The organism is Ruegeria sp. YTSA135, from assembly GCF_059610165.1.
Genome location: NZ_JBXWNC010000008.1, coordinates 39,523 through 62,852, shown reverse-complemented (window position 1 = coordinate 62,852; position 23,330 = coordinate 39,523). Strand labels below are relative to the sequence as shown.

General features: G+C 58.1%; 21 protein-coding genes. 13 read left to right on the top strand and 8 right to left on the bottom strand.

The annotated features are described in order from the left end of the window. Nucleotides 1–121: 121 nt before the first annotated feature. A complete protein-coding gene (gene mgtE, locus AC2FIT_RS12205) occupies nucleotides 122–1,516 on the top strand; it encodes a magnesium transporter (protein ID WP_496830071.1) in 1,395 nt (464 codons plus the stop codon). After that, entirely contained in the window at nucleotides 1,513–2,076 is a 564-nt protein-coding gene (locus AC2FIT_RS12200; RefSeq protein WP_496829797.1) for a 5-formyltetrahydrofolate cyclo-ligase, read from the top strand. The genes mgtE and AC2FIT_RS12200 overlap by 4 nt, the downstream gene beginning before the upstream one ends. A 5-nt stretch (nucleotides 2,077–2,081) precedes the next feature. On the opposite strand, the gene AC2FIT_RS12195 is transcribed toward AC2FIT_RS12200, so the two are convergent. Next, complete coding sequence (locus AC2FIT_RS12195) at nucleotides 2,082–2,315, bottom strand: putative hemolysin (protein ID WP_496829795.1); 234 nt, start codon at nucleotides 2,313–2,315, stop codon at nucleotides 2,082–2,084. 88 nt (nucleotides 2,316–2,403) lie between these two features. On the opposite strand from AC2FIT_RS12195, the gene AC2FIT_RS12190 reads away from it, so the two are divergent. The 3 genes from AC2FIT_RS12190 (at nucleotide 2,404) to AC2FIT_RS12180 (ending at nucleotide 5,920) form a co-directional block, all read left to right on the top strand. Next, on the top strand, nucleotides 2,404–3,219 hold the full coding sequence (locus AC2FIT_RS12190; RefSeq protein ID WP_496829793.1) for a TIGR00282 family metallophosphoesterase: 816 nt from the start codon (nucleotides 2,404–2,406) through the stop codon (nucleotides 3,217–3,219). A gap of 90 nt (nucleotides 3,220–3,309) precedes the next feature. Next, nucleotides 3,310–5,088 (top strand): SLC13 family permease, encoded by a 1,779-nt coding sequence (locus tag AC2FIT_RS12185; protein ID WP_496829791.1) that lies wholly within the window; start codon nucleotides 3,310–3,312, stop codon nucleotides 5,086–5,088. Nucleotides 5,089–5,185: 97 nt separating this feature from the next. Next, on the top strand, nucleotides 5,186–5,920 hold the full coding sequence (locus AC2FIT_RS12180) for a YbaY family lipoprotein (protein ID WP_496829789.1): 735 nt from the start codon (nucleotides 5,186–5,188) through the stop codon (nucleotides 5,918–5,920). A gap of 10 nt (nucleotides 5,921–5,930) precedes the next feature. On the opposite strand, the gene AC2FIT_RS12175 is transcribed toward AC2FIT_RS12180, so the two are convergent. From AC2FIT_RS12175 to AC2FIT_RS12160, 4 genes are all read right to left on the bottom strand, one after another. Beyond that, the gene (locus AC2FIT_RS12175; protein WP_496829787.1) at nucleotides 5,931–7,592 is read right to left on the bottom strand and encodes an FAD-binding dehydrogenase; all 1,662 of its coding nucleotides are present in this window, start codon (nucleotides 7,590–7,592) and stop codon (nucleotides 5,931–5,933) included. Nucleotides 7,593–7,603: 11 nt separating this feature from the next. Next, on the bottom strand, nucleotides 7,604–8,461 hold the full coding sequence (locus AC2FIT_RS12170) for a bile acid:sodium symporter family protein (RefSeq protein ID WP_496829785.1): 858 nt from the start codon (nucleotides 8,459–8,461) through the stop codon (nucleotides 7,604–7,606). A 72-nt stretch (nucleotides 8,462–8,533) separates the two neighbouring features. Beyond that, nucleotides 8,534–9,268, bottom strand: a complete 735-nt coding sequence (locus tag AC2FIT_RS12165) for a glutamine amidotransferase (protein WP_496829783.1) — start codon at nucleotides 9,266–9,268, stop codon at nucleotides 8,534–8,536. A 16-nt stretch (nucleotides 9,269–9,284) separates the two neighbouring features. Further along, complete coding sequence (locus AC2FIT_RS12160; RefSeq protein ID WP_496829781.1) at nucleotides 9,285–11,057, bottom strand: SLC13 family permease; 1,773 nt, start codon at nucleotides 11,055–11,057, stop codon at nucleotides 9,285–9,287. A 110-nt stretch (nucleotides 11,058–11,167) separates the two neighbouring features. On the opposite strand from AC2FIT_RS12160, the gene AC2FIT_RS12155 reads away from it, so the two are divergent. Next, entirely contained in the window at nucleotides 11,168–11,908 is a 741-nt protein-coding gene (locus AC2FIT_RS12155) for a YebC/PmpR family DNA-binding transcriptional regulator (protein ID WP_496829779.1), read from the top strand. A gap of 62 nt (nucleotides 11,909–11,970) precedes the next feature. Here the strand turns inward: AC2FIT_RS12155 and AC2FIT_RS12150 are convergent, their stop codons facing one another. After that, nucleotides 11,971–12,876 (bottom strand): LysR family transcriptional regulator ArgP, encoded by a 906-nt coding sequence (locus tag AC2FIT_RS12150; protein ID WP_496829777.1) that lies wholly within the window; start codon nucleotides 12,874–12,876, stop codon nucleotides 11,971–11,973. An 86-nt stretch (nucleotides 12,877–12,962) separates the two neighbouring features. Here AC2FIT_RS12150 and AC2FIT_RS12145 point away from each other — a divergent pair, with 86 nt between their 5' ends. The 6 genes from AC2FIT_RS12145 (at nucleotide 12,963) to AC2FIT_RS12120 (ending at nucleotide 18,725) form a co-directional block, all read left to right on the top strand. Beyond that, nucleotides 12,963–13,562 carry a LysE/ArgO family amino acid transporter gene (locus AC2FIT_RS12145; RefSeq protein WP_496829775.1) on the top strand — a complete coding sequence of 200 codons (600 nt, stop codon included), beginning with the start codon at nucleotides 12,963–12,965 and terminating at the stop codon, nucleotides 13,560–13,562. Between the two features lie 40 nt (nucleotides 13,563–13,602). Then, nucleotides 13,603–14,511: a DMT family transporter gene (locus AC2FIT_RS12140; RefSeq protein ID WP_496829773.1), complete on the top strand. Its 909-nt coding sequence runs from the start codon at nucleotides 13,603–13,605 to the stop codon at nucleotides 14,509–14,511. 87 nt (nucleotides 14,512–14,598) lie between these two features. Continuing rightward, the gene (gene betI / locus AC2FIT_RS12135) at nucleotides 14,599–15,171 is read left to right on the top strand and encodes a choline-binding transcriptional repressor BetI (protein WP_496829771.1); all 573 of its coding nucleotides are present in this window, start codon (nucleotides 14,599–14,601) and stop codon (nucleotides 15,169–15,171) included. Then, entirely contained in the window at nucleotides 15,168–16,676 is a 1,509-nt protein-coding gene (gene betC / locus AC2FIT_RS12130; protein WP_496829769.1) for a choline-sulfatase, read from the top strand. The genes betI and betC overlap by 4 nt, the downstream gene beginning before the upstream one ends. A gap of 72 nt (nucleotides 16,677–16,748) precedes the next feature. Beyond that, complete coding sequence (gene betA, locus AC2FIT_RS12125; RefSeq protein ID WP_496829767.1) at nucleotides 16,749–18,407, top strand: choline dehydrogenase; 1,659 nt, start codon at nucleotides 16,749–16,751, stop codon at nucleotides 18,405–18,407. A gap of 78 nt (nucleotides 18,408–18,485) precedes the next feature. After that, nucleotides 18,486–18,725 (top strand): HP1242/YdcH family protein, encoded by a 240-nt coding sequence (locus AC2FIT_RS12120; RefSeq protein ID WP_224890727.1) that lies wholly within the window; start codon nucleotides 18,486–18,488, stop codon nucleotides 18,723–18,725. A 72-nt stretch (nucleotides 18,726–18,797) separates the two neighbouring features. Here the strand turns inward: AC2FIT_RS12120 and AC2FIT_RS12115 are convergent, their stop codons facing one another. Then, on the bottom strand, nucleotides 18,798–20,198 hold the full coding sequence (locus tag AC2FIT_RS12115; protein ID WP_496829765.1) for a helix-turn-helix domain-containing protein: 1,401 nt from the start codon (nucleotides 20,196–20,198) through the stop codon (nucleotides 18,798–18,800). 65 nt (nucleotides 20,199–20,263) lie between these two features. Then, complete coding sequence (locus tag AC2FIT_RS12110) at nucleotides 20,264–21,469, bottom strand: multidrug effflux MFS transporter (RefSeq protein WP_496829763.1); 1,206 nt, start codon at nucleotides 21,467–21,469, stop codon at nucleotides 20,264–20,266. 182 nt (nucleotides 21,470–21,651) lie between these two features. Between AC2FIT_RS12110 and AC2FIT_RS12105 the strand changes: the two genes are divergently transcribed. Next, nucleotides 21,652–23,184 (top strand): acyl-CoA carboxylase subunit beta, encoded by a 1,533-nt coding sequence (locus AC2FIT_RS12105; RefSeq protein WP_496829761.1) that lies wholly within the window; start codon nucleotides 21,652–21,654, stop codon nucleotides 23,182–23,184. Nucleotides 23,185–23,330 lie beyond the last annotated feature (146 nt).

Here is a 23,330-nt window from a genome sequence, read left to right as displayed (position 1 = left end):
GTATGGGACTGCGAAACAGCATAGGCTCGCGAAACCTGCCGGTAAATCGGTGCATTGTCATTGTTTTCCGGTAGCTGCTTCCTCTAATTAGGGGGCAATGACCAAAGAAACGGGGGCGGACATGACGACAGGCTATGAAAAACCCGCAACCGAGTCCGCCAGTGACGAGGCCGCCTACGCATTGGATCGGCGGACCGTGGCTGCCATTCTATACGCGGTCGATGTAGACGACCGCGACAAGCTGGTCGAACTGATGGAGCCGTTGCACCCGGCTGACATCGCCGACCTGCTGGAGCAGATCAATGCCTACGACCGCGCCCGCCTGATTCGTCTGTATGATAAGGAATTCGACGGTGACATCCTGTCAGAGCTGGATGAAGCCATTCGCGAAGAAGTCATCGGTGTTCTGCGTCCGGACGTTTTGGCCGACGCCGTGCGCGAGATGGAAAGCGACGACGTTGTCGACCTGCTGGAGGATCTCGAGGAACCGCAACAAGAAGCGATCCTTCGCGCGCTGGAGGATTCCGAGAGGGTCGCGGCCGAGCAGGCGCTTTCATATCCCGAAAACTCAGCCGGTCGACTTATGCAGCGCGAGGTGGTCATGGCGCCCGAGCATTGGTCGGTCGGACAGGCCATCGACTTCATGCGCGCAAATGATGATCTGCCCGAGCAGTTTTATCATGTCGTTCTGGTGGACCCGCGGCTCAAACCCGTCGCGCAGGTCACGCTGGGTAAGCTGATGGCCACACGGCGCGAGGTTGCATTGCGGGACATCGCCGAAGATGAGTTTCACACAATCCCCGTCGACCAGGACGAGGAAGACGTGGCCTATGCCTTCAACCAGTATCACCTGATCTCGGCCCCAGTTGTAGACGCGGATGGGCGGTTGGTCGGCGTGATCACCATCGACGATGCGATGGTCGTTCTGGATGAAGAGCACGAAGAGGACATCCTGCGCCTTGCGGGTGTAAGCGACGAGAGCTCGATCTCGGACAGCGTGGCGGCAACCAGTCGTCGGCGTCTGCCGTGGCTGGCGGTGAACTTGTGCACGGCGATTTGTGCCTCATTGGTGATTTCGCAGTTCGAGGCGTCGATTGATCAGTTGGTTGCGCTGGCCGTTTTGATGCCGATCGTGGCGTCGATGGGCGGCAACGCGGGGACACAGTCCCTGACGGTCGCGGTGCGCGCATTGGCAACGCGTGACCTGACGGGCGCAAACGTATTGCGCGTGATCCGCAGGGAGTTGCTGGTTGGGATGCTGAACGGGATTTGTTTTGCAATCGTGATGGGCGTGGTTGGCATGCTCTGGTTCCACTCTCCGCTGCTGGGTGTCGTGATAGGGGCCGCCTTGGTCGTAAATATGGTCATCGCGGGTTTCGTTGGTACGGTAATACCTGTGGTGCTGGACCGTCTGGGTGCTGACCCTGCGCTTGCGTCCGGTACCTTTGTGACGACCACAACGGATGTCATGGGGTTCTTCCTGTTCCTTGGGCTTGCCAGCGTGGTACTCTTGTGACCGATATGACTGCAATCAAGGCCGCCGCGCGCAAGGCGGCCTTTGCGCGCCGCAAGGCCGCGTTTGACGCGCGCCCGCCTGGCGCGGCAGGACGTTTGTCCGAGGTGCTGGCAGGGCACCGGGGCGTGCCGCTTTCCGGCTACATGCCGATCCGCACCGAGATTGATCCCGTGGCCGCGATGGCCGAAGCTTCGGCTTATGGGCCCGTTGGCGTGCCGGTGATTCAGGCAGCAGGTCAGCCATTGAAGTTTTCTCGCTGGACGCCCGAAGGCATCCTGAAAGACGGCCCGTTCGGCGCCAAGATTCCCGAGGTCGATGATTATTTTGATCCTGAAATCCTGATCGTCCCACTGGTTGCCTTTGATGCCCGGGGCGGGCGGCTGGGCTATGGCGGCGGCTTCTATGACCGAACGCTGGAAGGATTGCGCGCCAAGCGGCCTACGCTGGCAATCGGGTTTGCTTTTGACGCGCAAGAGGCGGACGGGCTGCCCCTTGAGCCGACGGATCAACCGCTGGATATGGTCGTTACTGAAAGTAGGGTTCTGACCTTTCCTGCCTGATCTCTTTAGCCCGGGTTGTTTTCACGGAAATACTCCCACGCATCGACTTCGCCCCCATCGGATAGGATGCATACGCCTGACTGCCCGTTCTCGCCGTCGCGGATTTCGTATTGCGCGCCGCTTTCGACGCAGAAAGTAGCGGCAGGGTTTGCCAATTCGGCGGTTGTATTGGGGGGCGGGGTGTCATCGCAGGCTGCGAGTGTAGTCAGTCCAATCAAGGCTATCAGGGCGCGGCTCATCAAGAAACTTCCTTCAATTCGCTTTGGCGGTTTGTACAGGCAGCTTAAGCGCTTGTACTCGGTTAATGCCACACGTAGGACAGGTGGAATGAGAATACTATTTCTGGGTGACGTCATGGGTCGTGCGGGACGCACGGCCGTTCAACAGCATCTGCCGCGTCTGCGCGATGAATGGCGGCTGGATTTCGTTGTAGTCAATGGCGAGAATGCATCAAACGGCATGGGTCTGACCGGCGATCACGCCAAGCTGTTGCTGGACGCAGGCGCAGATTGCCTGACGCTGGGTGATCACGCATTCGACCAGAAAGACATGCTGCAATTCATCGAGAATGAGCCCCGGATTGTGCGCCCGGTGAATTTTGCCAAGGGTGCACCGGGGCGGGGGCATCGCCTGTATACAGCGCCGGGCGGGCGCAAGGTGCTGGTGGTGCAGGTGCTGGGGCAGGTCTTTATGAAGCGGCCCTTCGATGACCCGTTCTCGGCGATCGAACCGATCCTGAAATCCCATCCGCGCGGAGGTCAGGCGCAGGCGATCATCGTTGACATGCATTGCGAAGCGACGTCCGAGAAGATGGCCATGGGGCACTATTGCGATAAACGCGCCAGCCTCGTCGTTGGCACTCATACCCACATACCGACTGCGGATGCGCAGATATTGAACGGTGGTACGGCCTATCTGACAGATGCCGGGATGTGCGGCGATTATGACTCGATCATCGGGATGGACAAGGTCGAACCAATGCGCCGGTTCATAACGGGAATGCCCAAGGCACGGTTCTCTCCTGCTGATGGCGAGGCGACGCTGAGCGGCGTGTTCGTCGAGACCGATGATCGCGGTGGGCAGGCAAAATCCGTACAAATGGTGCGCGTTGGTGGGCGTTTGCAAGAGACACGACTGCAATAGGGTCACGTCAGGCTTGCTCTGTCGCGCGCAATGCGTGAAACTGCCCGATGGGCGCGCAAGCCTGGCCAGGGTTCGGACAGAATACCAAGAATGGAATTCCTTCTACTGACAGAAACGGGCAGCGCAATTCTGGCGCTTTTGGTGGTCGCTGGCATGTTTGCGCTGTTCCTGCGCGAGGTGTACCCAACCGAGGTTGTCGCCATCGGTGGTGTTGCGTTTATGCTGGTTACGGGGATTTTGCCGTATCAGAGTGCTCTGGCGGTGCTGTCTAACCCAGCCCCGTGGACCATTGCGGCGATGTTCATCATCATGGGTGCGCTCGTCCGCACCGGTGCGCTGGACGCGTTTACATCGGTCGCGCAGAAACAGGCGCAGGTGAACCCGCGGATTGCCATCGGATTGTTGATGGCGTTCGTCGTGCTGGCCTCTGCCGTGGTGTCGAATACTCCGGTCGTGGTTGTAATGATCCCGGTATTTGTGCAGATCGCGCGCACACTGAACGTGGCGGCCTCGAAACTGCTGATCCCGTTGAGTTATGCAGCGATACTGGGGGGTACTCTGACCCTGATCGGAACCTCGACCAATCTTTTGGTGGATGGTGTGGCCCGGTCGCAAGGGATGCAGCCGTTCACGATATTTGAAGTCACCCCTTTGGGCATCGCGCTGGTGATCTACGGTATGATCTATTTGCGGTTCATCGCGCCGCGCCTGCTACCGGAACGCGATAGCATGGCCTCGCTTCTGTCGGACCGGTCCAGAATGAAGTTCTTTACCGAAGCCGTCATTCCCCCTGAAAGCAACCTGATAGGGCGCGAGGTGACGGGCGTTCAACTGTTCAAACGCCCGGGTGTCCGCCTGATTGACGTGATCCGGGGGGACGAGTCGCTGCGCCGCAACCTGAAGGGTGTGGAGTTGAAGTTGGGCGACAGGGTGGTTCTGCGTACCGAAATGACCGAACTCCTGGGCCTTCAGCGCAATAAGGAACTAAAACGTGTCGATCAGGTTTCCGCGGTTGAGACCAAGACCGTTGAGGTCCTGATTACGCCTGGCTGTCGCATGGTCGGGCGGACGTTGGGTGCGATGCGCCTGCGGCGTCGCTATGGTGTTTATGTGCTGGCTGTACACCGTCGAAACCAGAATATTGGAAGACAGCTGGATCAACTGGTCGTGCGGGTTGGTGATACCCTGCTGCTGGAAGGCGCTCCGGGAGATATTCAGAAACTGGCCGCCGATATGGAAATGGTTGATGTCACGCAACCGTCGGCGCGCGCGTTCCGGCGCTCACATGCGCCGATTGCGATTGGCGCACTTATTGGCATCGTGGCGCTCGCCGCATTGGGGGTAGCCCCAATCCTTTTGCTGTCGGTTCTGGCAGTGGCAGTTGTACTGCTGACCCGCTGTATTGACGCGGATGAGGCGTTTTCATTTATCGAAGGCCGCTTGCTGGCGTTGATCTTTTCAATGCTGGCGATTGGCGCGGCGCTGGATAAATCAGGTGCTGTGTCGCTGATCGTCGAAACGATTGCGCCAAGCCTTAGTCAGCTGCCGCCTTTCCTGATTGTCTGGGCCGTTTACCTGCTGACTTCGGTGCTGACAGAGCTTGTTTCAAACAACGCTGTGGCCGTGGTGGTAACGCCAATTGCCATCGGCTTGGCGCAGGCGGTAGGGATCGACCCACGCCCGCTGGTGGTTGCTGTGATGGTGGCGGCTTCGGCTTCGTTTGCGACGCCGATTGGGTATCAAACGAACATGATGGTCTATGGCCCGGGGGGTTACAGGTTTTTAGACTTCATGAAAGTCGGAATTCCACTGAACCTTACAGTTGGGTTTTTGGCATCGCTATTGATTCCGCTGCTCTGGCCGCTGTGACGTCAGCGCGGAACCGCTGGTTTTTCGGCACAGTCCTTGTAAAATCACATGCAAATACAATGTTTCATCAAGTGATTTTGAAGGAAGGAGCACCCCCATGCTCGGAACCGGTAAGGCAGCATTGGCAGTTGCCTCATTTTCGGTTGCGCTAAGCGCCGCCGCAACTGCGGGCACAATCGAAGGGACAGCGACCTATCGCGAACGGATCGCCGTGCCACCTGATGCCACGCTGTATGTCGAACTTCAGGACGTGTCGCGGGCGGATGCGCCCGCAGTGTCGCTTGCCACCAAACGCTACGCGATGAGCGGCGTGCCTGCGCAGTTCGAGTTGGTTTTCGACGATAACCTGATCAAGGACGGTCGCCGCTATGTTGTGCGCGCCTCAATCAACCAGGGCGGCAAGCTGCTGTTTACCACGGATACGGCATATCCTGTTCTGACGGATGGTGCGGGAAACTCTACCGATCTGGTTTTGGTGCAGGTGCAAGGGGCCGCCATGCTTGAGAACACGCAATGGACCGCCGTCGCCATGAATGGCACGAAGATTGAGGCAGAGCGCCGCCCCGAGATTTCCTTTGCCGAGGGCGGGGCTTTTTCCGGTAGCGGTGGGTGCAACCGATTCAATGGCCAGGCTGAAATCTCGGGCGCGAATATCTCATTCCCGGACAATATGGCAGCGACGCTTATGGCCTGCCCCCCGGACCTTGAAGAGGTCGAACGCCAGTTCTTTGCATTGCTGCAAGAGGTTACCACCTACGCAATGGAAGGGGATGCGATGGCTTTTCTGGACGCAGCGGGCGAACCAATTGCTACCTTTACCCGCACCCAATAAAGCTTGAAGGTTACGCGATGGCTCTTGATCGTCCGGCATTGCGGCCTGAAAAGATGCAGCCGCCCAGAAACGAGCCTTCAAGCGCGTTGTAACCGTGATAGCCGCCACCGCCAAACCCTGCGACTTCTCCGGCCGCGAACAGACCAGGCACGACCTGACCGTCCGCGCCAATCATTTGACTGTCCAGGTTCGTCTGCAGCCCGCCCAGCGTCTTACGCGTGAGCACATGCAGCTTTACTGCAATTAGCGGGCCATTGGCCGGGTCGAGGAATTTATGAGGTTTGGCAGTGCGGATCAGCTTGTCGCCACGGTAGTTGCGCGCGGCCAATATGGCAGCCATTTGCGCGTCCTTGGTGAAGGGATTGTCGACCTGCGAATCCCGCGCTTCGATCTGAGCCCTCAGATGTGCCTCGTCGATCAAGCCTCCGCCCAACTGGTTCATGCCGCTGACCAGTTCGGTCAGGGTATTGGCGACGATGAAATCTTCGCCATGCTCTTTGAAAGCCTCAACCGGTGCCGTCGCCTTTGACCCGGTTAGAACGCGCTGGAACAGCACCTCTTTCCATCCTCCGTCTGTCATGTCGGGGTTCTGTTCTGAACCTGAAAGCGCGAATTCCTTCTTGATGACTTTTTGAGTCAGGACGAACCAGCTGTATTCATATCCGGTTTTCAGGATTTCCTTCAGCGTGCCAAGGGTATCGAATCCGGGCATGCAGGGTGGTTTCAGCCGGTTGCCGCGCGCGTCGAACCACATAGAGCTTGGGCCGGGCAGGATGCGGATGCCGTGTGATGGCCAGATCGGGTTCCAATTGCGCACGCCTTCGGTGTAATGCCACATCCTGTCGCTGTTGATCACGTGACCGCCAGCTTTTTCGCTGATGCCGATCATGCGGCCATCGACGTGAAACGGTACGCCGGCGACCATGTCTTTTGGTGGCTCACCCAACCGGTTGCGGGGCCAATTCTTGCGCACCATCTCAAAATTACCTCCGATCCCCCCAGAGGTGACAATAACCGACGGCGCATAAACTTCGAACTCGCCGACCTCATCGCGGCTAGTCCTGGCACCATGAAGGGCGGTGTCATTGGCCAGAACCTCGCCCGAGACCCCTTTGGCGCAGCCGTTCTGCATGATGATGTGGCTGACCTGATGGCGGAACTTTAACTCGATCAACCCGTTGCTGACATGCGCGCGCACGCGGCGGATAAAGTGCTCAAGCACACCCGGTCCAGTGCCCCACGTGATGTGGAACCGTGGCACCGAGTTGCCATGACCATCCGCGTAAGATCCGCCACGTTCGGCCCAGCCAACGATGGGAAACCAGCGTAAACCCATTTCATGCAGCCACGGGCGCATCTCTCCGGCTGCGAACTCAATATAGGCTTCAGCCCATCTGCGCGGCCAGGCATCTTCGTCGCGATCGAACTGCGCGCTGCCCATCCAGTCGCGCAGGGCCAGGTCGTGGCTGTCTTTGATTCCCATCCGACGTTGTTCCGGGGTATCGACCATGAACAGACCACCGAGGCTCCAGAATGCTTGCCCGCCCAGAAAATGCTCGGGCTCTTGATCCAGCATGATGACTTTCTTTCCGCGATCCCCCATCTCGGCCGCAGCTACGAGGCCAGCCAAACCGGCACCCACCACAATGGCATCGGCAGTGTTTGTGGTCATGACTTGTCCTTTCAGCGGCCACGCAGCCAGGTGATGTACGGCAGTGCCACGACATACATCATGATCCCGTAAACGGCAGAGGGAAGGGCCAATGGGCTAAACCCGCTTTCTGGCCCTGTGATCAGCGCGGCAAGCGTTATCCCGAGTGTCGAGTTCTGAATGCCGGTTTCGATTGAGATCGTTTTACTCTCGTTCCACGACAGTTTCGCGGCACGCGCGATCCCCAGCCCGATTGCCAGCAGTGCAATGTTAAGTGAGACCAGTCCAGCACCCATAGCTCCGAGGTTGTCTATGAACAGTTGCCAGTTCCCAGCCAGCGCGGCCAGGACAATCAGCACAAACAAGGCGGTTGCCAGTTTGGTCAGCGGTGCGTCGATCCGTTCCGCAAACCCGGTTGCGAAGTGACGCAGGCTGACACCGATTGCGACGGGCAGAGTGGTGATCAGGAACAATGCGATGGCCAGGCCAGTGATCGAAACCTCGGGTGCGTCCTCACTCATGAAATGAGCGATTGACCATGCTGCCAGAAAGGGGACCGTGATCATGGAAAGCAAGCTGATCACCGCAGTCAGACTGACGGACAGCGCAACATCGCCTTTGGCCAGCTTCGACAGTATGTTGCTGGTCACTCCGCCGGGGCAAAAGCTAAGCAGCATGAAACCCACCGCAATTTCGGGCGGCAAGGCGAAGGCTGTAACTGTGATAAACGCCGCTATGGGCAACAAGATAACCTGACAAAGCGCGCCGATGGCAAAGGGATATCCCCGGCTCAGCACACGTTTGAAGTCAGCAACGTGCAACCCGACGCCCAGAGACAACATGATAATGGCCAGCGAAAGTGGCAGGCCGACATTTATGAGCAGATCCAAGAACAACTCCTCCCAAAGCCGTTCGGATTAGCCTAAGCGAGTGATTGCGGCGCAGGCAACAGCGCCGTTAGGTCACATATAGCGCTGGGCGAAACGGCGCAGGATTTCACCGGGTTTTGTAACCTTGGCAGCGTGGCAAATATCAATCAGGCGCTGCGCGTCTTCGGGGGGGAAATACCCATAATTCTTATAGATTTTGATACGTTGTTCGAAATCACGCGCGTCGGCTTCGGGGTGGAACTGCGTGGCATAGACATTCTGACCCCAGCGGATCATCTGAAACGGGCAGGGGTCTGAGGACAGCAGATGCACGCAGCCTTCGGGAAGCGTTTGCACCGCCTCTTTGTGGCCCACAAACGCATCGAAACTCTCGCCCAGCCCGGCGGTCAGAGGATCGCGCGCGCCCTCATCGGTCAGGTGGCAGGTTGAGGGGCCGACGGGTTCGCCGAACCGGTCCTTACTGACGTGCCCGCCAAGATGCGCGGCCAGGATACCCAAACCATAGCAGCACCCCATGAACGGGTGATCGTTTGCGGTGATCTGGGGCATCAAACCCATGATTGATGCCTCAACCCGCGCGTCGCTTTCGGATTTCGTCGCGGGATCATCGCTGACACAGCCGGGACCACCGCCAACGATTACGCCTGCATAATCCGTCACGTCCAACCCTTCGGGCAGGGTTTCGCAGTCCAGCTTGATACGGTGGGTCTGGTCCGGCGAAAGGCCGGTCTTGTCCAGGATCGAGGCGTATTCGGCATCCGACGCCTCGGTCTCGGGGCGCAGTTGCAGGATCAGAAATCGTTTCATGCGCTGCCCTTACCCGTCAAAGCGGCCAGAAGACAAGGATGGCGGGGATCGAAACCGCGACGATAAGGATTTCCAGCGGCAGACCCATGCGCCAGTAGTCCCCGAACCGATAGCCGCCAGGGCCGAGGACCAGCGTATTGTTTTTGTGACCTATCGGGGTGAGGAATGCGGCTGAGGCCGCTACGGCGACGGTCATCAGGAACGGGTCCGGAGACACCTCAAGCGTGCGTGCCATCTGGATGCCAACCGGCGCGGCAACAATGGCTGTCGCAGTGTTGTTCAGAACATCTGACAGGGTCATCGTGACGATCATCAGCACGGTCAGAATGGCCCAGGCGGGCAAGCCGCCGGTCAGTTGCACCAGCGCGTTGGCGATCAACTCGGTGCCGCCAGACGTCTCCAACGCGCTGCCTAAAGGGATCATTGAGCCCAACAAAACAACCACTGGCCATTCGATGTGGTTGTAGAGGTCTGCAATCGGCATGATCTTGGTCAGCACATAGGCCACGACAACAAGCCCCAATGCAATCGGCAGGTAGATCAGCCCGAGACTGGCCGCCAATACGGCTGCGGCGAACAGGCCGATGGCCAGCCATGCCTTGTCATTGGCCGTGACATTCAACCCGCGCGCGGCCAACGGCAGGCAGCCAAGCCATTCGGTCACATCCGCGCTGCGGTCACGGGGGCACAGCAGCAGTAGGATGTCGCCGGCCTCGACCTCGGTTTTGCGAACCTGTTCGGTGATGCGGCGGCCCTGGCGGGAAATGCCCATCAGAACGGTACTTTGCCGCCACGCCAACCCAAGCCCCTGTGCGGTGCGGCCCGTGATGCGGGCGCTTTCGGTGGCGACAACTTCGATCACCTCTAGCCCGTCGCCTTCGGCCGTCAGCAATTCCTGCCGCCGTGTGTCCGAGAAATCGAGGCTCAACGCCGCGCGAAACTCATCCAGCGCTTCGGGCCGTGCTTCAAGCACCAGTGCGTCGCCCTCTTGCAGCGTGGCATGCGCCGAGCGGCCATAGCGCCGCTTGCCGTCGCGGATGAGGCCGATGATCGCAACGTCGGATTTTTCGGCTGCTGCGTAAAGTTCGCTGACCCGCTTTCCAATATGAGCCGACTCGGGCGGAATGGTCAGTTCAGCGATATATTCGGCCAGCGCCTCGGTGCTTTCGGTTTGCGGGCCACGGTCCGGGATAAGCCGCCATCCGATCAACGAGACAAAGGCCAAGCCTGCGATGGCCGCCACCCCGCCCACCGGAGCGAAATCGAACATCGCGAACGGTTCGCCCAACGTTTCTTGCCGGATTGAGGCGATGATTATGTTGGGTGGCGTCCCGATCAGTGTCGCCATGCCGCCCAGAATGGTTGCAAAGCTTAGCGGCATCAGCGTAAGCCCCACCGACCGGCCTGCCTTGCGTGCGGTTTGAATATCGACCGGCATCAGCAATGCCAGCGCGGCCACATTGTTCATGAAGGCCGACAGAACCGCGCTGATACCCCCCATCAAGGCGATATGCGCCCCTAACCCCCGCGAGGCGTCAACCAAGGTGCGCGTAATAAGGAACACAGCGCCCGAGCGGACAAGGCCAGCCGATACAACCAGAACAAGCGCCACGATAATTGTTGCGGGATGCCCGAACCCGGCAAAAGCCCTGTCCACTGGAACAACCCCAAGAATAACCCCAAGCAGCAGGGCGGAAAACGCCACAAGATCATAGCGAAACCGCCCCCATAGCAGCATTCCGAACACGGTGGTGAAAAGGGCAAAAAGAATAATCTGATCTGTCGTCATGCCGCCACCATACCCTCAAGCAGGGCTTGGGCAAGCCGCTCTCTTGATCCCATGCCCGGCAAACGTCTATATGAGCGCCGAATACGCAACCACTATCACGAGGACGCAACATGGCAGGCCATTCCAAATGGGCCAATATCCAGCACCGCAAGGGGCGTCAGGACGCCGCGCGGTCCAAACTGTTTTCCAAACTGTCGAAAGAGATCACCGTCGCCGCCAAAATGGGTGACCCCGATCCTGACAAGAACCCACGTCTGCGTCTGGCCGTAAAAGAGGCCAAGTCGAACTCGGTCCCCAAGGACGTGATCGACCGCGCCATCAAGAAATCTGTCGCGGGCGAGGGCGACGATTACGAAGAAATCCGGTATGAGGGCTATGGCCCCAACGGTGTGGCCGTGATTGTCGAGGCGATGACGGACAACCGCAACCGGACCGCTTCGACCGTGCGGTCGACCTTTTCCAAGAACGGCGGCAATCTGGGCGAGACCGGTTCGGTCGGGTTCATGTTCGAACGCAAGGGCGAAGTTGTCTATCCCGCGACCGCCGGTGATGCGGATGCGATCTTTGAAGCGGCTATTGAAGCTGGTGCCGAAGATGTCGAAAGTTCGGACGATGGCCACATTATTTGGTGTGCAGATACCGATCTGAACGATGTATCCAGCGCGCTGGAAACCGCGCTGGGCGAATCCGAGTCCACCAAACTGGTCTGGAAACCTACGACCACGACTGAGTTGGGCCTTGAAGACATGCAAAAGCTGATGAAGCTGGTCGATGCGCTGGAAGACGACGATGACGTGCAGCGCGTTACCACCAATTTCGATGCCTCGGACGAGGTCATGGCGCAGCTTTGATCTGCGCCATCACCACCTTCTGATGTCGAGGAGCTTTTCCAAACTCTCATAGCGCTGACTGGTCAAAAACTGGATTGGTCGCTGCACTGAGGAAGTAGCGCCGCGCGGGCGGCCTGTCTGACCGCACTGGTCAGCGGCGCCAAGGCCGCAGACAAGACGCGGCCGACCTGCCACGTCAGCGGCACATCCAACGGCGCGTTCTGTAGCAGAGGCCGCAGCCTGCCATCGTCCAACGCATGTTGCGCTAGGCCGACAGGGTTCATGCCCCAGCCCATCCCAGCGATTGCCGCATCCACAAAACCCTGCGGCAAAGGCAGGAAATGTGAAGGCGGAGAAACCGCTTGGCCCGTTTGTTCGGCAATCCAGGCTTTCTGAAGCCTGTCCTTGCGATTGAAGGTCAGGCAAGGCGCGCTAGCCAATGTGTGTTCGTCTACGCCTTTGGCGAACCATTTTTCTATGAATTCGGGGCTGGCTGTCGCGACATAGCGCAACGCCCCCAGAGATGTGGCATCGCAGCCCGAAACCAACTGCCCGCCCACCGTTATGGCGGCACTGACCTCGCCCCGGCGTAGCCATTCTGCTGAATGATCCTGATCGTCGACCACCAGATCGAACAACAACCCATTCACCTGAGCCATCGCATCAATGAACCATGTTGCCAGAACATCTGCGGGTACTGCCACACGAACCCTGACAGGGCCGGTGGCCTGATCCAGGGTCAGTTCGCGGGCCAGTTTGGCCTCTAGCAAGCCTATATCCTCAGCATGTCGGGCGATACGCAACCCCGCGGGGGTACCGGTGCAGGGCGTCCCCCGGTTGATCAGCGCTGCGCCCACGCGGTCCTCCAGCGCCTTGATCCGCTGCGAAATAGCTGAGGGCGTTACCGAAAGCTCAGCTGCAGCGGCGTCAAAACTGCCGTGGCGAAGGATTGACGACAGAGCGGACAGGTGATTGGGATCAAGCAACATTAGCTAAACTTAACTGTGGTCAGTATCTTTAATTTGATAGAACGCGTCGATATCCGTAGTCAACGCCTCAGACTAAAGGAGGTTTCATGCCTACATCCCTGATCGCCGGTTTCACCTTAGGCTTCAGCCTGATCCTAGCTATTGGCGCGCAAAACGCTTTTGTGCTGCGTCAGGGTCTGCGGCGCGAGCATGTGTTGCCCCTGTGCCTGACCTGCGCGGCATCGGATGCAATCCTGATCGCAGCCGGTGTCGCGGGGTTCGGCGCGTTGGCCGAAGAGTTGCCTTGGTTTGAAACGGCCATGCGGTATGGCGGGGCGATTTTCCTGACCTGGTACGGGCTGCGCAGCCTGCAATCGGCCTGGCGAGGCGGGGCCGTGATGGACGTGTCAGAAGGTCAGCGCGCCAGTCTGCGTTCGGTCCTGCTGACCGTGCTGGCTTTCACGTGGTTAAATCCCCATGTCTATTTGGATACGGTTGTGCTGATTGGCTCAATCTCGGCCCAGTATGATGACCGCATGGCTTTTGCTGTTGGGGCGATGTTGTCCAGCTTTGTGTTTTTCTTTTCTCTTGGCTACGGGGCAGGGGTGCTGTCCCCTGTCTTTGCCCGACCGCGCGCATGGCAGGTTCTGGATTCGGTAATCGGAATCGTCATGCTGGGTATCGCGTTTAAGCTTATTGCCATGTGAAGGGTTGTCTCTGATCCGATTTCGGTGTTCAGAATTGCGCATGACAACGCTCGCCGTCTCATCGCGGCCCCTCGCGGGTATGTTCTGGATGTTTGCTGCCGGGATTTCCTTTGTGGTGATGACGGCACTCGTCAAATCCTTGGGAACGACCATGAGCCCCATTCAGGCGGCTTTCATACGGTACGTCCTGGGGTTGGTGTTTCTGCTGCCTGCGCTGCGTTCTATCCTGACAACCCGCCTGTCATCCCGACACCTATCCTTGTTCGGACTGCGCGGACTCGTTCACGGGATTGCCGTCATGCTGTGGTTCTACGCGATGACCCAGATTCCGTTAGCCGAGGTCACGGCGATGAACTATATGACCCCGGTTTATGTCACACTAGGGGCCGCGCTGTTTTTGGGTGAAAAGCTGGCTTTCCGCCGGATCGCCGCGATTCTGGTGGCGTTGATCGGCGTTGCCATCATCCTGCGCCCCGGATTCCGAGAGGTTTCGACCGGGCACCTGGCGATGCTGGGCACTGCTTTGATGCTTGGCGGGTCATACCTGCTGGCCAAATTGCTGGTGCGAGACATCCCGCCCTCGGTCATTGTGGCGCATCTGTCGATTTGGGTGACGCTCGCCTTGATACCGTTTGCCGTCGCAGTGTGGGAGCCTCCAAGTTTGCGCGATATCGGGGTGTTGTTTCTGGTCGCCTGCTTTGCTACCGCGGGCCACTATTTGATGACGCTCGCCTTGCAAGCGGCCCCGGTGGCCGTAACCCAGCCGGTAACGTTTTTACAGCTGATCTGGGCTACGCTCATGGGCGCGTTGGTTTTTCACGAAAGCGTCGACATATGGGTTGTCGCAGGTGGATCACTCATTCTGACGGCTGTCAGCTTTATCGCTTGGCGCGAAGCTGTTCTGAATCGCAGCAATCTGACCACGCCCAGTATTGCGCCCAAGTTGTAACCGGCTCGTTGGTAAAATTGTTGTTGATTGACGAGTCAATAAAATCACCGTAGCGTCTCCTCGGCAATTGTTGAGAAGGGGATGGCTATGCCAAAACTCGGAATGGAACCAATCCGTCGTGATGCGATCGTTCGCGCGACGATTGCCGAGCTTGGGTCAAAGAAATCCCTGGATGTGACCGTCAGCCAGATTGCCAAACGGGCCGGAATGTCCAGCGCGCTGGCGCATCACTATTTCGGCGGTAAAGATCAAATTTTTCTGGCCGCGATGCGGCGAATCCTGTCCGACTTCGGGAATGAGGCACGGGCCGAGCTTAAAGCGGCCGCACCTCATCAAAGGGCGCAAGCGATTATTCGTGCTTGCTTTGCACCGTCCTGCTTTACACCTGATGTCATCACCGCGTGGATGACATTTTATGTTCTGGCGCAAACGAACGACGATGCGCTGCGCCTATGGCAGATTTATCAGGCCCGTATGCGGTCCAATCTGGTCGACGCGCTGCGTCCGTTGATGCAGGACCCGGTCGAGGCGGCCGCAAACATGATTGCCCTGATTGACGGTTTGTATATTCGCGCGGCACTTACAGCCCCGAAGGAACCGCAACTGGCCGTGAAGCACGCCTTACGTGTCCTTACTACCTTACTTGAGGCTGAAAAATGACACAGCCGAACATTCTGATCCTGATGGTGGATCAGTTAAACGGAACCCTCTTTCCTGATGGTCCCGCTGACTGGCTTCATGCTCCGAACCTGAAGAAACTGGCGGACCGGTCGACACGTTTTGCCAACGCGTACACAGCATCCCCACTCTGTGCTCCGGGGCGGGCCAGCTTCATGTCGGGGCAATTGCCCTCGCGCACCGGAGTGTACGACAATGCGGCCGAGTTCCGCAGCGATATCCCCACATATGCCCACCACCTGCGTCGGGCGGGATATTATACATGCCTGTCCGGCAAGATGCATTTTGTCGGACCCGATCAGTTGCACGGGTTCGAAGATCGGCTGACCACCGATATTTACCCGGCTGATTTCGGCTGGACCCCTGATTACCGCAAACCGGGCGAGCGGATCGATTGGTGGTATCACAACATGGGCTCGGTCACTGGCGCCGGCGTGGCCGAGATTTCCAACCAGATGGAATATGATGACGAGGTCGCCTATCACGCCAAGGCCAAGCTGTACGATCTGGCCCGTGGCAAGGACGACCGTCCGTGGTGCGTGACCGTCAGCTTTACTCACCCGCATGATCCCTACGTAGCGCGCCGGAAATACTGGGACCTGTACGAAGATTGCGACCACCTGCTGCCCGAAGTGTCGGACTTGGGCTACGAAAACCAAGACCCGCATTCCAAGCGGATTTTCGATGCCAATGACTGGCGCAGCTTTGACATCACCGAGGATGACATCCGCAAGTCACGCCGCGCCTATTTTGCCAATATCTCGTACCTGGATGACAAAATCGGCGAAATCCTTGAGGTGCTTGAAAGCACTCGGCAAGAGGCGATCATCCTATTCGTTTCGGACCACGGCGACATGCTTGGCGAACGCGGTTTGTGGTTCAAGATGACCTTCTTCGAGGGGTCGTCGCGCGTGCCGCTGATGATCTGTGCGCCTGACTTGCCTGCGGGACGGATCGAGGCACCGGTTTCAACGCTTGATGTGACCCCAACGCTTGCCGCGCTTGCAGGCGTTGACATGGCAGAAATTGCGCCATGGACCGATGGCGAAAATCTTGTGCCTTTGGCGCACGGGGTAGAACGCACTGCGCCGGTTGCGATGGAATACGCGGCCGAGGCGTCATATGCACCGCTGGTCTCGTTGCGGTATGGCAAGTGGAAATACAACCGCTGTTCGCTGGACCCCGATCAGCTTTTCGATCTTGAAGCTGATCCGCAGGAACGGGTCAATCTGGCCACGAACCCTGCGCATGCCGGGACGTTGCAAACTCTGCGCGCGAAATCTGAGGCACGTTGGGATCTGGATCGGTTCGACGCGGACGTGCGGGCCAGCCAAGCCCGCCGATGGGTGGTGTACGAGGCGCTGCGGCAGGGCGGTTATTACCCGTGGGACTATCAGCCCCTTCAGAAAGCGTCAGAGCGCTACATGCGCAACCACATGGATTTGAACATCGTCGAGGAAAGCCAGCGCTTCCCGCGCGGCGAATAACTTTTCTGTCCGAGGAAAACACACTCCGCCGTAATTCACCTGATTTGGAGCGGCGGGTCTAGGAGTTGAAAAATGGAAGCAGATTTCGTCATTGTAGGCGCCGGATCAGCCGGTTGCGCGATGGCCTATCGTCTGAGCGAGGCAGGGGCTTCAGTTCTGGTCATCGAACATGGCGGCACAGATGCCGGGCCGTTTATCCAGATGCCTGCCGCGCTCAGCTATCCAATGAACATGGCGCGCTATGACTGGGGCTATCAATCCGAACCCGAGCCGCATCTGAACAACCGCCGTCTGGCCTGCCCGCGTGGCAAGGTGATTGGTGGGTCGTCCTCGATAAACGGGATGGTTTATGTGCGCGGTCATGCGCGCGACTTTGACACGTGGGCCGAAATGGGGGCCGATGGCTGGTCCTATGCCGACGTGCTGCCTTACTACAAGCGCATGGAGACATGGCACGATGGTGGTCACGGTGGTGATGCAGAGTGGCGTGGCAAGGATGGTCCGCTGCATGTTTCTCGGGGGCCGCGCCAAAACCCGCTGTTTCAAGCTTTCGTCGATGCGGGGCAGCAGGCGGGCTATGAGGTCACCGGGGATTACAACGGTGAGAAACAGGAAGGTTTTGGTCCGATGGATCAAACCGTCTGGAAAGGACGGCGCTGGTCTGCGGCAAATGCCTATCTGAAGCCTGCTTTGAAACGCGAAAACTGCGAAATTATCCGCGGTCTGGCATCTCGGGTTATGGTTGAAAACGGCCGTGCCATAGGTGTCGAGTTGATCCGTGGCGGCAAGAAGGAAGTTATCCGTGCTCGGCGCGAGGTGGTTCTGGCTGCGTCGTCCATCAATTCACCCAAACTTTTGATGCTGTCCGGGATCGGTCCGGCGGCGCATCTGGCCGAGATGGGAATTGACGTTCTCGCCGATCGTCCCGGCGTTGGCGGGAACCTTCAAGACCATCTGGAGTTGTATATACAACAAGCCTCTTTGCAACCTATCACGCTGTACAAGCATTGGAATCTGATCAGCAAGGGCCTGATCGGGGCACAGTGGCTGTTCACGAAAACCGGCCTTGGGGCATCGAACCAATTCGAAAGCGCGGCGTTTATCCGCTCGAATCCAGGCGTTGAATATCCGGATATTCAGTACCACTTTTTGCCTATGGCCGTTCGGTATGACGGTCAGGCCGCGGCTGAAGGGCACGGATTTCAGGCGCATGTCGGGCCGATGCGGTCTCCGTCGCGGGGAACAGTCAGGCTTCGCTCGGACCGGGCTGAGGACGCGCCGGTGATCCGGTTCAATTACATGAGTCATGAAAAGGATTGGGAGGATTTTCGCAAATGCATCCGCCTGACCCGTGAAATCTTCGGACAAGAGGCGTTCAAACCTTATGCGGGCAAGGAAATTCAGCCCGGTGCGGATATGCAGACAGATGAAGAGCTGAACGGCTTTATCGCCGAACACGCCGAAAGCGCCTATCACCCGTGCGGTACCTGCCGTATGGGGCAGGTCGACGACAAAGATGCGGTGGTCGATCCCCAAAGCCGCGTGATCGGCGTGGATGGGCTGCGCGTTGCCGACAGCTCGATCTTTCCGCAGATCACCAACGGCAATCTGAATGCGCCGTCCATCATGGTGGGTGAGAAAGTTTCAGATCATCTGCTTGGGAAAGAGGCTCTGCCACGTGCCAACAATCGCCCATGGATTCATCCGAAATGGGCGACAGCGCAGCGGTGATTTGATCCGCGTCAAAGTGGGGCGTGCTGCAGGCGTATAAACCGGAGTAGCAACGACATCTTTTAGGAGCGAACAGGAATGTCCCACACCCCGCATGAACTGGCCGAAGAATTTCCGGACAAAGTCGAATTGATGAGCCAGCTCAAGCAATCCGACGCGCATTTCGCAAGGCTTGCGGATGAATATCACGAGATCAACCGCACCGTGCATCGGGCCGAAGCGAATATCGAGCCAATGGAAGATTTGGCCGAAGGTGAGTTGCGCAAGAAACGTGCTGCGCTGAAGGATGAGATCTGGGCGATTTTGTCAAAAGCATAAGACGTGGGCGGGGCCGCGCCCCCGCCGCTGCAATCCACAACTCTGCGTCGGTCCTGTCACATATGCCAAAGTTCAGGTGACTTCATAAGGCAACGTGCCGCGCGTATGCGCGTCAATCGAAAGGCGGCGCTCTAGTGGTGGAACCGAACGCTGGTGGCAGTTCTTACGTTCGCAAATACGGCATGAGATGCCGATCGGCTCATAGGCGCTGGCGTTGTTGATATCGAGGTTGTCGGCGTAGACCAGCGCTTCGGCGTGACGTACCTCGCATCCAAGCGCGATGGCATAGCGGCGCACAGGTGCGCCAAATGAGCCACCTGATTTCGAAACATCTCTGGCCAGTGAGATATAGCGCACGCCGTCGGGCGTTTCTGCCAGTTGTCGAAGGAAATGGCCGGGGGTTTCAAAGGCGCGGTGAACGTTCCACAGCGGGCAGGCACCCCCGAACCGCGCAAATTGTAGTCTGGTGGCCGAGTGGCGCTTGGTGATCGTGCCCGCCTGATCGACCCGCACGAAAAAGAACGGAATGCCCTTGGCGCCCGGGCGTTGCAGCGTAGACAGTCGATGTGCAACCTGTTCGATGGACGCGCCAAAGCGATTGCTGAGCATTTCCAGATCGTGACGGTATTCTTGCGCGGCTGCCAGAAACGCACCATAGGGCATCAGTGAAGCCCCGGCGAAATAATTGGCCAGACCGATCTTGGCGATAGCGCGGGCTTCGTCGCTTTGAAACTTGGCAAAATCCAACGTTGCTTCCAGCAATTTATCCTGACTGATCAACGCCATCTGCAACAACAGTTGGAACACCTGTGTTTGTGGCGCGGTACGCGAGGAAAGCTGAAGGGTTCTGCTGTCGGCGTCGTATTTTCGGGTTTCGTCAATATCCACAAATTGCACCCGGATGCCGCGTTCACCAAGACTGTCGATTGCTGTGGAGCGAATGCCCCCAGCGTCGTTTGCACGTGTGGCAAACCGCTCGGCCGCGCGGTCGACCGCATCGATGTAGTTGTCGCAGTAATGGAAGAAGTCGCGCACCTCTTCCCAGGGGCTGGCCTGAATTCGCGCGTCTTCGCGCCCTAAGGCTTCATCCAATGAAGCCAGCCGCTCATGCGTTTGCCGGTAGGTGCGGTGAAGCGCGATGAACGCCCGGGCAAGGGCGGGCGCATTCGACGCTGTCAGGCGCAGATCGGCCAGCGGGGGCATTGTGTCATCGAATACCGGATCAGCCAGCGCCTCACGCATGTCCGAGACCAGACGCTCGCTGTCGCCTGTGCTCAGCTCGGTCACATCCATGCCAAATTCCTGCGCCAGCGCCAGAACAACCGTCGTTGAGATCGGCCGGTTGTTGTTCTCCATCTGATTGAGATAGGGCAGCGAAACGCCCAGTTTGGCAGCGAAGTCCTTTTGCGTCAGGGTCAGACGCGTGCGCATTTCACGTAGTTTTGCACCAGCGTAAAGTTTTTGGGTGGCCATGACGTGCCTTTGCAACTTTTCCCTCAGTGCAAGTTAACTTTGCAAACTTTCTGGTGCAAGCTGTGTTACAGGCCCAGCTTCTTCTCGCGCCAGATAACCAAACTGATGGCGCAGACGGCAAGCACCGAAGTGGCCAGCATTAGCCACAGCAATGGCATTGCCCCGGTGTCTTTGGTCAACAGGGCCGCAGCCAGACCGCTTAGCCCGGCACCGCCACCCAGCATGATCGCTCCGCTTAGACCCGAAGCTGTCGCGGCAAGATGCGGGCGGACAGACAGGGCACCGGAGGTGGCATTGGGAATTGTCATTCCATTGCCGACGCCGACAAAGGTCATGAACCCGAAAAAGCTGAGCGCCGTTCCAAGGCCCAAAAGAAACAGAGCGGCGGACAATGCTATGCCAATTGTGGTCAGCCAGCACCCACAATAGACCATCCGGTTCACACCAAACCGAACCGAGTACCGACCGCTGAGAAAGTTGCCTAAAAAATACCCGACCGCAGGAGCGCCAAAAAGGACGCCAATCTGTGCGGCGCTCAGGCCGAACACCTCGGTGCCGATGAACGGTGCTCCACCCAGATAGGCGAAGAACGCACCTGATGACAGCGCGCAGGACATCGAATAGCCCCAAAAGCGTGGAGAGCGCAGCAATTCAGGATATTCGCGGAATTGCTGTATCAGCGTTTTACCGCTTTTGACCGAAGTCTCGCCAAAATCGAAGTAGGTCAGCACCAGCGTCATTACACCAAGCGCGAAGGGCAGCCAAAAATTCGCCTTCCACCCAAAACTCTCTTCTAAAAAGCCGCCAATGGCCGGGCCAATCATGGGGACGACGGCCATACCCATCGTCACATACCCAATCATTGAAGCCGCTTTGTCCTGTTCAAACAGGTCACGCACTGCCGCCCGGCTGAGTACCATGCCCACCACCACGATGGCCTGACACATCCGGAAGGCCAGAAAAACCTCGGCGTTCGGGGCGTAAATGCAGCCCAGTGTAGCAGCCAGGAACAGGACCAGCCCCCACAGCAGAACAGGTCGTCGCCCGGCCTTATCCGCAATCGGCCCGATCAGGATTTGAAGCACTGCATTGACCAGTAAGTACAACGCAATCGACAATTGCATGACCTTGTAGTCGGTCTGAAAATGCAGCGCCATGTTCGGCAGGCTGGGCAGGAACAAATTCAGGCTGAGCGCCGACAGCCCCGACAGCAAAACGAGTGTGGAAATTGTGGGGGGCGAGCGGTGCGCCTGACTTGAACTGAACTGCATGGTTCACGTGTATATTACGCGTCAGCAGGAATGCCATGCAAGAACGTCCCCGACAGGAGAAATTAGCTAGTTTACAATTTTCCTGAAGTAAGTTGCCAAATATTTGCAAATTTGCCGAAAGACGCTTTGGGTTAGGCGCGTCTGCGTATAGTGTCGCGCAAAATTCACAGGGGACTAGCGCCATGAAAGACATCCTGACAGAGCTTGAAGACCGTCGCAACGAAGCCCGGCTGGGCGGTGGGCAAAAGCGCATCGACGCACAGCACGGCCGCGGCAAGCTGACCGCGCGCGAACGTATCGACCTGCTGTTGGATGAAGGCAGTTTCGAAGAGTTCGATATGTTCGTCAGTCACCGCTGCACAGATTTCGGGATGGAAAATCAAAAACCTGCGGGCGATGGCGTGGTGACCGGCTGGGGTACGATCAATGGCCGGATGGTGTATGTGTTCAGCCAGGATTTCACCGTGTTCGGCGGCTCGCTGTCGGAAACCCACGCGCAGAAAATCTGCAAGATCATGGATATGGCGATCCAGAATGGCGCGCCGGTTATCGGGATCAACGACTCGGGCGGGGCGCGAATCCAAGAAGGCGTGGCTTCGCTGGCGGGTTATGCCGAGGTGTTCCAGCGGAACATCATGGCCTCCGGCGTGGTGCCGCAGATCAGCGTGATCATGGGCCCCTGTGCTGGTGGCGCTGTTTACAGCCCGGCAATGACCGATTTTATCTTTATGGTCAAAGACACGTCGTACATGTTCGTGACCGGCCCCGACGTCGTAAAAACCGTTACCAACGAAGTTGTCACCGCCGAAGAACTGGGCGGCGCATCGACCCACACCAAGAAATCCTCGGTCGCCGATGGCGCGTTCGAGAATGATGTTGAAGCACTGGCCGAAGTACGCCGTCTTGTCGATTTCCTACCGCTGAACAACCGTGAAAAGCCCCCGGTGCGTCCCTTCTTTGACAGCCCGGAACGGGTCGAAACCTCGCTGGATACTCTGATCCCGGACAATCCGAACACTCCCTATGACATGAAAGAGCTGATCACCAAGGTGGCGGATGAGGGTGATTTCTACGAAATTCAGGAAGACTACGCCAAGAACATCATCACCGGTTTTATCCGGCTGGAGGGACAGACCGTTGGGGTCGTGGCGAACCAGCCGATGGTGCTGGCCGGCTGCCTGGACATCGACAGCAGCCGCAAGGCCGCGCGCTTCGTGCGGTTCTGCGACTGTTTCGAAATTCCGATCCTGACTTTCGTGGATGTGCCGGGCTTTTTGCCGGGGACATCACAAGAATACGGCGGTGTCATCAAGCATGGTGCCAAGCTGCTGTTTGCCTATGGCGAGGCGACGGTTCCGAAGGTCACTGTTATCACCCGCAAGGCCTATGGTGGCGCATATGACGTTATGGCTTCAAAGCATCTGCGTGGTGATTTCAACTATGCCTGGCCCACAGCCGAGATCGCTGTGATGGGCGCCAAGGGCGCGACCGAGATCATCCACCGCGCCGATCTGGGTAACGTCGAGAAGATTGCGCAGCACACGCAGGATTACGAAAACCGCTTCGCCAACCCATTCGTTGCGGCTGAGCGTGGTTTTATTGACGAGGTGATTATGCCCCAATCCACCCGCCGCCGTGTGTCCCGCGCATTTGCGAGCCTTCGTAACAAGAAACTGAAAAACCCGTGGAAAAAGCACGACAATATTCCGCTGTAGAGGAAACCGCGACGGGTGTGTCGGTAGCAGAACGCTTTGCGTGCAAACCGTGGCAGGCGGGACAACCAGAGCGTTTGACATAGAGAATAAAGCTGATAAATGAATAGCCCTATCAGACATAGAAAAGCGCGGGCCTTACGCCAAGC